We start from the raw sequence: 11054 nt of genomic DNA on the forward strand, positions 1-11054 counted from the left end.
CCCCCCCGGCGGCGGCGCGGCCCCACCTTCAGCACGCCCTGCGGGTCCATCCAGACGATGGAGCCGCCGCCCGCGCCGATGGCCGAGACATTGACCACCGGCAGCACCAGCGGGAAGTCGCCGACCGTGGTGCGCGTGGTGTATTCCGGCGCGCCCGATCGCGTCAGCGCGATGTCGCAGCTGGTGCCGCCCATGTCGAGCGTGATCAGCCGCTGATGCGGCGTGCGCTCCGCCGCGCGCGCCGCGGCGACGACGCCGGAGGCCGGGCCCGACAGCACCGTCTCGATCGGCCGCGCGCGGGCGCTGCGCAGCGCCACCGTGCCGCCGTTGGAGGTGGTGATGGTGATCGGCGCGCGCAGCCCGCGGACCGAGAGCCGCTCCTCCAGCCGCGCGAAATAGCCCTGCATCAGCGGCGCGATGAAGCCGTTCAGCACGGCCACCAGCGCGCGCTCGTATTCGCGCATCTCGGGCCAGATGGCGGCGGAGGCCGAGACGGGCACGCCCGGCAGGCGCCTGCCCAGCTCCGCCGCCACCTCGGCCTCCAGCGCCGGATGCAGGTAGCTGTGCAGCAGCATCACCGCGACGGTCGCGACCTTCGCCTGGCCGAGCGCGCCCGCGATGCGGTCGTAATCCGCGGCGTCCGGGCGCATCAGCACCGTGCCGTCCACCCTGATCCGCGCCGGGATCTCGAAGGAGAGGTCGCGCGGGACCAGCGGCTCCTCCTTCGTCAGGTGGAAGTCCACGGAATTCGGCATGCGGCAGCGCGCGATCTCCAGCACGTCGCGGTTGCCCGGCGAGACCACCAGCCCGATCGGCCCGCCGCGCCGCTGGATGATGGCGTTCAGCCCGAGCGTGGTGCCGTGCACCAGCAGGCCGACATCGCCCATCCCTATCCCGGCCTTCTGCACCAGCGCCAGCAGGCCGGATTCGACGGCGGCCGAGGGATCGTGCGGCGTGCTCGGCTCCTTGTGGAACACGAGGCCGCCCGGCGCGCCGGCCAGGACGAAATCGGTGAAGGTGCCGCCGACATCGATGCCGACGCGGATCGCCCCGGTCACGCCAGCAGGTCCGCGAAGGCGGCCTCGAAGCGCGCCCGCGCCGCGGCGGGGTCGGCCAGCACCTCGGTCAGCGGGCGGTGGCCGGCGCGCGGCATGTCGGGCACCGCGGCTTCCAGGATGCGCCGCCGCAACCTGCCGCGCTGGCGCTTCGGCTTGCCGAACAGCGCCGCGTTCAGACGTGTCTGCGCCGCGTCGGGAAAGACCGCCTCATAGGCCTCGCGTTCCTCGCCGAAGTCGAAGCCCTCGTTCGCGCGCGGCGGGCGCGCGGCGCGCAGCGCGACGGTCGCCGCCGCGTCCAGCACGCCGTCGCGGATCGCCACGCCATAGTCGCGCGCCGCGGCCTCCGCGCCGACCAGCCCGAGCCGCACATCGCGCAGCACCGCGGCCGGATCGCGCGCGAAGGGATCGCCATAGCCGCCCGCGCCGGGCGTCAGGATGGTGACCGTGTCGCCGGCCTCCACCTCCAGCAGGTCGATCTTGCCGATCACCTGCTCGGTCGGGCGGCCGCGGTTGAGGATGACGCGGAACGGCGCCCCGGGCCGGCCGCCCATCGCGCCCCAGGGCGGGAAGCGGCAGCGCTCCATCCCGCGCGCCAGCACGGTGCAGCCGTCGCGCAGCACCTCGAAGGTGAATTCCAGGCCGCAGCCGCCGCGCCAGCGCCCCGGGCCGCCGCTGTCGGCGCGCAGCGCATAGTTGCGCACCAGGACCGAAGCCGCGGCCTCGATGCTCTCGAGCGGGTTGTTCGCCAGGTTGGAGGTGCCGCTGTCGCGCCCGTCCACGCCGTCATGCCCGGCGCGCGCGCCCATGCCGCCGATCATCGGCTCCAGCACGATGACGTTGCGGTCGCCCTGGGTGGTCTCCTCCTCCGCCAGCACCACGGGCGTGGAGACGCCGCCCGAGGCCGCGGCCATCAGCGTCGGGTCGCCCTTCAGCAGCGCGCCGGTCACCATGTCGAAGATGCGCCGCCCGCTCGGCTGGCGCACGCCGACGGCGGCCGGCGGCTCGGCATTCACCAGGCTGCCGGGGCGCGCCTTGGCGGTGATGCAGCGATAGACGCCGGCATTCATCGGGATGGTCGGGTCATGGGTGGAGACGCAGCCGATGATGCGCGCGGTGAACCAGGCATGGCGGCGCCCCATGGTGGGGATGTTGTAGGCGGTGGCCACCTGCGGGTCGGTGCCCTCGAAATCCAGCTCGATCGCCTCGCCGCGCTTGCGCAGCGTCAGGCGGATGCGCACCGGGAAGGTGCTGACCATGTCGTCGTCGAGGTAGTCCCAGAATTCGTAGTCGCCGTCCGGGATGCGCGCCAGCACGGCGCGGGCCTTGCGGTCGGCGTAGTCCTGCAGCGCCTCCTGCGCGGCCAGGACGGTCTCGACGCCGTGGCTCGCGATCATCTCCGCCACGCGCAGGCCGCCGACATGCAGCGCCGCCAGCTGCGCCCGGATGTCGCCCATGTTCTGGTCGGGCGTGCGGACATTGGCGCGATAGAGCGCCACCACCTCCGGGTTCAGCTCGCCGCGCCGCACCAGCTTCATCGGCGGGATCATCAGCCCTTCCTGGAACAGGTCGGTGTTGGACGGCGATATCGAGCTGGGCACGCGGCCGCCGATATCGGCCGAATGCACGAAGCACCAGCCATGGGCGACGATGCGCCCGTCGTGGAAATAGGGCCGGATCAGGTGCAGGTCCGGCAGGTGGGTGGACAGCCCCTCCGACGCATAGGGGTGGTTGGTCAGGATGACGTCGCCGGGCTCGAGGTCGGGCACGGCGCGGATGGTCGGGCCGCAATCCAGGTCCAGGAAGTGGCTGACGCCGATGGTCCGCGGATAGCCGAAGAAGCGCCCGTCCAGCCCGACCAGGCCGGTGCCGAAATCCGACGCCTCCTTCACATAGAGCGTGCGGCCGCTGCGCTGCAGGGTGTAGCCCATGCCTTCGGCCGCCGCGGTCACCTTGCGGCCCAGCACTTCGAGCGTGACGGGGTCGAGCATGGCCCAACTCTGCCGCGCGCCGAGGCGGGCTGTCGATACTTGTGGCGGCGCGCCGGCATGGCAGGATGCGCCCGGCACCGGAGGCAGGGCGATGGACGAGGACCGCGCGCGGATCGAGGACGAGCCGCTGATGCTCACCCCTGGCCCGGCGACGCTTTCGATGCGCGTCAAGCGGGCCATGCTGCACGACTATGCCTCCGGCGAGCAGAAGATGCTGGAGACCATCGCCTTCTGCCGGCAGTACCTGCTCGATCTCGGCAACGGCCATGGCAGCCACACCGCCGTGCCCCTCGTCGGCAGCGGCACTTCGGGCACCGAGGCCGTAATCGGCACCTTCGTGCCGGAGAACGGCAAGCTGCTGATCCACACCAACGGCGTCTATGGCGACCGGCTGGTGGAGGTGGCGCGGAAGATCCGCACGCCGCATGCCAGCTTCCGCACCGCCCCCTACACCCCGCCCACCCCGCAGCAATTCGAGGACGCGCTGGCGGCCGACCCCGCCATCACGCATGTGATGGTGGTGCATTGCGAGACCTCGACCGGCATCCTCAACCCGATCGAGGCCATCGCGGAGGTCTGCAAGCGGCGCGGCAAGGGGCTGCTGATCGACGCGGTGGCCAGCTACGGCGCCTTCATGCTGGATGCGAAGGCGCTCGCCTTCGACGCGGTGGTCTGTTCCGCCAACAAGGGGCTGCAGGCGCCGCCCGGCCTCGCCTGGGTCGTGGCGAAGAAGGCGGCGCTGGAGGAGGCGAAGGGCAACGCCCACAGCCTGACGCTGGACCTCTGGGACCAGAACCAGCACCTGGAGCGGACCGGCATGTTCCGCTTCACGCCGGCCACGCATCTGCTGCTCGGCATGGCGGAGGCGCTGCGCGAGCACCAGGAGGAGGGCGGGCTGGAGGCGCGGCAGGCGCGCTACCGCCGCAGCTGGCGGCGCCTGGTGGATGGCATGCGGCAGATGGGCTTTCGCACCTTGCTGGAGGATTCCGTCGCCTCGCCCATCGTCGCGACCTTCCACGACCCGCCGGACCCGAACTACTCGTTCAAGAAGCTCTATGACGGCATGAAGCGGCGCGGCTTCGTGATCTTCCCGGGGCGGCTGGCGGCGGCGAACACCTTCCGCATCGCCTGCATCGGCATCGTCACGGAGCACGACATCGGCCGCGCGCTGGATGCGCTGGCGGACACGCTGCGGGAGATGGGGGTGCGGCAGATGGGGCGCCCGGATTAGCGGCGAATGCTGCTGGCGCTTTGACAAGTGACGGATTATGTAAACTGTCATGAGCGCCAGCACCGAAGCCCCCACCCGCCGCGGTGCCCCCGCCGAGGAAACCAGGCGGCGGATCGAGGACACCGCCGAACGGCTGTTCAAGACGATGGGCTACCAGAAGACCGCGGTGGCCGACATCGCGCGCGAGCTCGGCATGTCGCCGGCCAATGTCTATCGCTTCTTCCCCTCGAAATCCGCGATCAACGAGGCGATCGCCGCGCGGATGCTGAGCGGCCTCGAGGCGGAGATCTGGGACATCGCCCGCGGGCCCGGCCCGGCCGGGGAGCGCCTGCCGGCGCTGGTCCGCACGCTGCATCGCCGGCATCTCGGCCTGTTCTTCTCCGAACGCCGCCTGCACGACATGGTCACCGCCGCCATGGCCGAGCACTGGGGCGTGGTGGAGCGCTTCATCCATTCCTGCACGACGGCGATCCGCCATGTGCTGATGGACGGGATCGCCGCCGGGGAATTCGCCCCCTGCGACGCGGAGGCGACGGCCAAGGCGATCAAGCAGGCCGGCATCGCCTTCATCCATCCGGTGCTGATCGCCGAATGCATGGGCCTGGGCACGCCGGAGGAGGAGATGGCGGCCGATCTCGACCGGCTGCTGGCCCTGGTTGTCCGGGGACTGAGGAAAGCGGACTGACGATTATTGACTTTCATCAGTTGATGGTCATTATGGGCAGGCCAACCGCACGAGGCCTCCCATGCGACGTGCCACCGCCGCCCTCCTGATCCTGCCCCTGCTGGCTGCCTGCCGCGCCGAGCCCCCCGCCGCCCAGGCCAGCGCCCCGCCCGCCCCCCGCCCCGTCCAGGTCGCCGAGGTCCTGCTCGCCCCGGCCGAAAGCCGCGCCGCCTATACCGGCACGGTCCAGGCCCGGCGGCAGGTGGAGGTCGGCTTCCGCACCGGCGGCCGCATCACCGCGCGCCTCGTCGAAGTCGGCCAGGCTGTCGCGGCAGGCCAGGAACTCGCCCGGCTCGACCCCGCCGACCTCGCCCTGGCGCTCCGCGCCGCCGAGGCCGACCTCGCCGCGGCCGAGGCGCAGTCCCGCCAGGCGTCCAACGACGCCGCCCGCTCCCGCGCGCTGCTGCGCGCCGGCCATGTCGCCGCCGCCTTCGACGACCAGCGCCAGGCCGCGGCAAGCGCCGCGGCGGAGCGCGTGGCCTCCGCCCAGGCAGCGCTGGAACTGGCGCAGAACCGCCTCTCCTACGCCACGCTGCGCGCGCCCTCGGCCGGCGTCGTCACGGCGCTGCTGGCCGAGGCCGGGCAGGTGGTGCCGGAAGGCGAGGCGGTGCTGCGCCTCGCCGATCCGTCGGAGCGCGAGCTGGTGGTGCGCGTGCCCGAATCCGTCCTGCCGGAGCTGCGCGACGCGACCGCCGAGGCCCGCTTCTGGGCCCGGCCCGACGCGCCGCTGGCCGCCACCTTGCGCGAAGTGGCGCCGCAGGCCGATGGCGCGCTGCGCACCTATGCGGCGCGCTTCTCGCTGCCCGATGCGCCCGACTGGGTCGCGCTCGGCATGACCGGCACGGTGCGGCTGGCGCGCGAGACCGGCATGGTCGCGACGCTCCCGCTCGGCGCGCTGCACGACCGCGGGCAGGGACCGATGGTCTGGCGCGTCGCGGGCGAGCGGATCGAGGCGGTGCCGGTGCGCGTCACCTCGCTCGGCGAGGCGCTGGTGCAGGTCGCGGGCCCGCTGAAGCCGGGCGAGCGCGTGGTGTCGCTCGGCCCGCAGCTGCTCGATCCCGAAAGCCGCGTGCGCGTGGTGCAGACCCGCCTCGCCGCGACGCTGCGCTGAGCCGGAGGGCGCGACGGTGGAAAAATTCAACCTCTCCGCCTGGGGCGTGCGCAACGGCGCGCTGACGCTCTTCGCGATGCTGCTGCTCGCCGCCCTCGGCCTCGGCGCCTGGCAGAAGCTCGGCCGCGCCGAGGATCCCTCCTTCACGCTGAAGGTGATGGTGGTCAGCGCCGCCTGGCCGGGCGCCACGGCGGAGGAGATGCAGGCCCAGGTCGCCGACCGCATCGAGAGCCGGCTGCAGGACCTGCCCTGGCTCGATCGCGTCGAGACCTATGTCCGTCCCGGCATCGCCACCACCACCGTCGTGCTGCGCGACACCACCCCGCCGAACCAGGTGCAGACGTTGTGGTACCAAGTGCGCAAGAAGGTCGGCGACATCGTGCCGAACCTTCCGGCCGGCGTGCGCGGCCCCTTCTTCAACGACGAGTATTCCGACGTCTATTCCGCCGTGCTCGCGCTCACCGGCGCCGACAACGCCGAGCTGGTACGCCAGGCCGAGACGATAAGGCTGCGACTGCTGCGCCTGCCGGGCGTGGAGAAGGTCGCGATCTCCGGCGAGATCGAGCAGCGCATATACGTCGAGGCCTCGCAGGCGCGGCTCGCCACCCTCGGCATCCCGCCGACCGCCATCCTCGATGCGCTGGCGCGGCAGAACCCGGTGGTGCCGGCCGGCGTGGTGGAGACCGGCTCGACCCGCGTGCAGATCCGCGTCGGCGGCGGGCTCGATGGCGTGGCGGCGATCCGCAACGTGCCCGTCGCCGCGCCCGATGGCCGCACCGTGCGGCTCGGCGACATCGCCGAGATCCATCGCGGCCTCTCCGACCCGCCTTCCGCCGCGATCTACCAGGAAGACCAGCCGGCGGTGCTGCTCTCGGTCGCCAAGCAGCGCGGCTTCAACGTGCTTGAGCTCGGCGGCGAGCTGCGGCGCGAGCTCGACGCCATCCGCGCCGACCTGCCGATCGGGCTGCGCATCCAGGCGATCTCCGACCAGCCGCACATCGTCGCGGAGAGCATCACGGAGTTCCTCACGAAATTCGCCGCGGCGCTGATCGTCGTGCTGGTGGTCTCGCTGCTCTCGCTCGGGCTGCGCGCCGGCGTGATCGTCGCGCTCTCCGTGCCGCTGACGCTCTCGGCGGTGTTCCTGTTCATGCTCTGGTGGGGGATGGAGCTCGAGCGCGTCTCGCTCGGTGCGCTGATCCTGGCGCTGGGGCTGCTGGTGGACGATGCGATCATCGCGATCGAGGCGATGGCGGTGAAGCTGGAGGAAGGCTGGGACCGGCTGCGCGCGGCGGCCTTCGCCTGGGGCAGCACGGCGGGGCCGATGCTGTCCGGCACGCTGGTGACGGTGGCCGGCTTCATCCCGGTCGGCTTCGCCAACTCCACCTCGGGCGAGTATGCCGGCGGCATCTTCTGGGTGGTGGGCGCGGCGCTGATCGCCTCCTGGCTCGTCGCCGTGTGGTTCACGCCCTGGCTCGGGGTGAAGCTGCTGCCCGTGCCGAAGCAGGTGGTGCATCACGAGAACCTCTATGACGGGCGCGGCTACCGCGCGCTGCGGCGCGTCGTCGCCTGGTGCACCGACCATCGCGCCATCGTGCTCGGCGCGACGCTGCTGGTGCTGGCCGCCGGTTTCGTCGGCATGGGCCTGACGAAGAAGCAGTTCTTCCCGACCTCCGCCCGGCTGGAACTGCTGGTGGACGTCAATCTGCGCGCCGGCGCCGGCTTCGCCGCGACGCGGGAGGTGGCCGAGCGCGTCGCGCGGCAGATCGCGGACGATCCCGACGCCGAGACCTACACCGCCTATGTCGGCGCCGGCGCGCCGCGCTTCTTCCTGGCGCTGAACCCCGACCTGCCCAACGAGGCCTTCGGCAAGCTGGTGATCCAGTCGCGCGACGTGCCGGCGCGGGAACGCCTGCGGGAGAAGCTGATCGCCTACGCCGAATCGGGCGCGGTGGCGGAAGCGCGGATGCGCGTCTCGCGGCTCGATTTCGGCCCGCCGGTCGGCTTCCCGGTGCAGTTCCGCGTGGTCGGCGGCGATCCCGCGCAGCTCCGCGCCGTCGCCGACCAGGTGATGGAGGCGCTGCGCGCCACGCCCGGCACGCGCGACGTGCAGCTCGCCTGGGGCGAGCGCGCGCCGGCGATGCGCCTTGCGCTCGACCAGGAGCGCATCGCCCAGCTCGGCCTGTCGCCCGAGGCCGTCGCGCAATCCGTGCAGGGCCTGCTCTCCGGCGTCACCGCCACGAGGCTGCGCGAAGGCGAGCGGCTGGTGGACGTGGTGCTGCGCGCGCCGGCGGCGGAGCGCGGCGCGCTGGCCAGCCTCGGCGACCTCAACCTCGTCACCGCGGCCGGCCCGGTGCCGCTGGCGCAGATCGCGCGGCTGGAGCCCACGATGGAGGAGCCGATCCTCTGGCGCCGCAACCGCGAGCCCTTCCTGACGGTGCGGGCCGAGATCGCGCCCGGCCTGCAGGCGCCCGACGTCACCGCGGCCGCGCTGCCGCGGCTTGCGGAGATCAGGGCCGCGCTGCCCGTCGGCATGCGGATCGAGACGGGCGGCGCGGCGGAGGAATCGGCCAAGGCCAATGCCAGCCTCTTCGCGCTGTTCCCGGCGATGGTCGCGGCGATGCTGCTGATCCTGATGGTGCAGCTGCGGCATTTCGGGCGGCTGGCGCTGGTTGTCGCGACCGGCCCGCTCGGCATCCCCGGCGCGGCCGCGGCGCTGCTCGTGATGGGCATGCCCTTCGGCTTCGTCGCCCTGCTCGGCGTCATCGCGCTGGCCGGCATGATCATGCGCAACACGCTGATCCTGGTGGACCAGGTGCGCCAGGATACGGAGGCCGGGATGGAGCTGCGCGAGGCGATCATCGAGAGCACCGTGCGCCGCGCGCGGCCGGTGATCCTCACGGCGCTGGCCGCCATCTTCGCCTTCATCCCGCTGACGCTCTCGGTCTTCTGGGGACCGATGGCGGTCGCGATGATCGGCGGGCTCGCGGTGGCCACCATCGCGACGCTGCTGGTCGTGCCGGCGCTGCACGCGCTGGCGCTGGGGCGCCGCCCCGCGCGGGTTCAGCCGACGCCGAGCGCCATCCCGTCGCGCTGGGGATCGGCGCCGCCTTCCATCGCGCCGTCCCAGGACGCGATGCCATGGGGTGCCGCGAAGGGGTAGGAGAAGGCGCTGCGCTTCACCCTGTGGCCCATCCTCTCCAGCTCCGCCGTCACGGCGCGCGGGATGCGGTTGGAGACATCGAGCGCGGGCGTGGTGCAGGCGAAGCGCGGCGCCTGCACCGCCTCCTGCATGCCCATGCCGAACTCCAGCAGGTTGAGCAGCGCCTGCACCAGCGCCACGCCGATCCAGGCCCCGCCCGGCGCGCCGAGCGTCGCGACCGGACGCTCGCCCTCGAACACGATCAGCGGCGCCATGGAGGAGAAGCGCTTCGATCCGGGTGCGATCGAGCCCGGCCGGCCGGGCCGCGGGTCGTACCAGTTCATCGCGCCGTTCAGCATGATCCCCGTCCCCGGCGGGATGACGCCGGAAGGAATGCCGAGGGTATGCGTCAGCGTCGCCACCATCCCCTGCCCGTCCACCGCCGAGACGGTGGTGGTGTCGCGCGGCTCGCCGGCCAGGCGCAGCGCGCGCGGCGCCTCGCCGGGCAAGCTCAATGGCCGCGCGGCTTCGCCGGGCAAGCGCAATGCCCGCGCGGCTTCGCCGGGCAAGCGCAATGGCCGCGCGGCTTCGCCGGGCAAGCGCAATGGCCGCGCGGCTTCGCCGCGACGGATGCGCGCGGCGCAGTCCTCGGCATAGGCGTCGGAGAGCAGGATCTCGACCGGGACCGGATGGCGCGTCGGATCGCCGACATGCGCCTCGCGGTCCGCCAGCGCGATGCGCAGCGCCGCCGAGACGGTCGCGATGTAGGCCGGGCTGTTGTGCCCCATCGCGGCGAGATCGAAGGCGGAGAGGATGCGCAGCGCCTCCGCCACCACGATCCCGCCCGAGGGCGGCGGCGGCAGGGCCAGGGTGAAGCCGCGGAAGGGGACGCGCAGCGGCGCGCCCTCGGCCACGCGGAAGCCGGCGAGGTCGGCGCGCGTCAGCAGCCCGCCATGGGCCTGCATGTCGGCGGCGATGACATCGGCCAGCGGCCCCTCATGCAGCACCGACGCCCCGCCCTCGGCCACCGCGCGCAGCGTCGCCGCCATGGCCGGGTTCGCCACGCGATCACCTGGGCGCTTCGGCGTGCCGTCGGCGCGCAGATAGAGCGCCCGCCCCTCGGCGGTGAAGGCCAGCTTGTCGGCCATGGAGAGCCGGCCATAGGCCGCCTCGTCGGCGGTGAACATCGCATGCACATGCGGCCTGATCGTCCAGCCATCCTCCGCATGGGCGATCGCGGCCTCGAACAGGCCCCGCCAGGGCAGCCGTCCCCAGCGGCGATGCGCCGTCTCCAGCAGGCGGAGGATGCCCGGCGTGGTGACAGCGCCATGGCCGATCTCGTTCACCGCGCCGCGCAGGCGGAAGCCGTAGCCGTCGCTGCATTCGCCGAGGAAGCGGTCCTCCCACATCGCCGGCGTCGCCGCGGCCGGGCAGGTCGAGAGCGCGTCGAGCACCACCGTCGCGCCGCTGGCGGGATCGTGCAGCGTCAGCACGCCGAGCCCGGCCAGCCCGCACATCAGCGGGTCCACCACGCCCTGCGCCAGCGCGCAGGCGAGCACGGCATCCATCGCCGAGCCGCCGGCTTCCAGCGCCGCGGCGCCGGCTTCCGCCGCCTCGGGCTGCGGGGCGACGATCATGGCGCGGGGCTTGGGCAGGCGGCGGGGCGGGCGTGGCATGGGCCGATCCTACGCCGATCCCGCGCGCCCGGCCCGCCGGCGGCGCGGCGGGGGGGGGGCGGCGCGCGCGGAAGGGGCGATCCCTTCCGCCCCCCCCAGGGGGACGGGGGCATCCATGCGGGGCGAC

Annotated in this window: 7 protein-coding genes; 4 read left to right on the top strand and 3 right to left on the bottom strand. The window is 73.0% G+C overall.

Going from position 1 to position 11054, the window contains the following annotated elements; all coding sequences use genetic code 11:
- Positions 1-1058, bottom strand: a 1058-nt coding sequence (locus tag AC1MIR_RS05715; protein WP_480027221.1) for a hydantoinase/oxoprolinase N-terminal domain-containing protein, incomplete at its 3' end; no start/stop codon positions are given.
- A complete protein-coding gene (locus AC1MIR_RS05720) occupies positions 1055-3046 on the bottom strand; it encodes a hydantoinase B/oxoprolinase family protein (protein WP_480027222.1) in 1992 nt (663 codons plus the stop codon). The genes AC1MIR_RS05715 and AC1MIR_RS05720, both read right to left, overlap by 4 nt.
- Positions 3047-3137: 91 nt before the next feature.
- Here AC1MIR_RS05720 and AC1MIR_RS05725 point away from each other — a divergent pair, with 91 nt between their 5' ends.
- The 4 genes from AC1MIR_RS05725 (at position 3138) to AC1MIR_RS05740 (ending at position 9272) form a co-directional block, all read left to right on the top strand.
- Entirely contained in the window at positions 3138-4277 is a 1140-nt protein-coding gene (locus AC1MIR_RS05725; RefSeq protein ID WP_480027223.1) for a 2-aminoethylphosphonate--pyruvate transaminase, read from the top strand.
- A gap of 49 nt (positions 4278-4326) precedes the next feature.
- On the top strand, positions 4327-4962 hold the full coding sequence (locus AC1MIR_RS05730) for a TetR/AcrR family transcriptional regulator (RefSeq protein WP_480027224.1): 636 nt from the start codon (positions 4327-4329) through the stop codon (positions 4960-4962).
- A gap of 61 nt (positions 4963-5023) precedes the next feature.
- The gene (locus tag AC1MIR_RS05735; RefSeq protein ID WP_480027225.1) at positions 5024-6112 is read left to right on the top strand and encodes an efflux RND transporter periplasmic adaptor subunit; all 1089 of its coding nucleotides are present in this window, start codon (positions 5024-5026) and stop codon (positions 6110-6112) included.
- A gap of 16 nt (positions 6113-6128) precedes the next feature.
- Complete coding sequence (locus tag AC1MIR_RS05740) at positions 6129-9272, top strand: efflux RND transporter permease subunit (RefSeq protein ID WP_480027226.1); 3144 nt, start codon at positions 6129-6131, stop codon at positions 9270-9272.
- Here the strand turns inward: AC1MIR_RS05740 and AC1MIR_RS05745 are convergent.
- Positions 9173-10927 carry a gamma-glutamyltransferase family protein gene (locus AC1MIR_RS05745; RefSeq protein ID WP_480027227.1) on the bottom strand — a complete coding sequence of 585 codons (1755 nt, stop codon included), beginning with the start codon at positions 10925-10927 and terminating at the stop codon, positions 9173-9175. The two genes, AC1MIR_RS05740 and AC1MIR_RS05745, sit on opposite strands and share 100 nt — an antisense overlap.
- Between the last annotated feature and the right edge of the window lie 127 nt (positions 10928-11054).

The organism is Falsiroseomonas sp. RANM36, assembly GCF_056682175.1.

Excerpts from the sequence above, each read along its gene's own strand:
- AC1MIR_RS05720 (WP_480027222.1), bottom strand. The coding sequence starts at position 3,046 with ATGCTCGACCCCGTCACGCTCGAAGTGCTGGGCCGCAAGGTGACCGCG.
- AC1MIR_RS05725 (WP_480027223.1), top strand. The coding sequence starts at position 3,138 with ATGGACGAGGACCGCGCGCGGATCGAGGACGAGCCGCTGATGCTCACC.
- AC1MIR_RS05730 (WP_480027224.1), top strand. The coding sequence starts at position 4,327 with ATGAGCGCCAGCACCGAAGCCCCCACCCGCCGCGGTGCCCCCGCCGAG.
- AC1MIR_RS05735 (WP_480027225.1), top strand. The coding sequence starts at position 5,024 with ATGCGACGTGCCACCGCCGCCCTCCTGATCCTGCCCCTGCTGGCTGCC.
- AC1MIR_RS05745 (WP_480027227.1), bottom strand. The coding sequence starts at position 10,927 with ATGCCACGCCCGCCCCGCCGCCTGCCCAAGCCCCGCGCCATGATCGTC.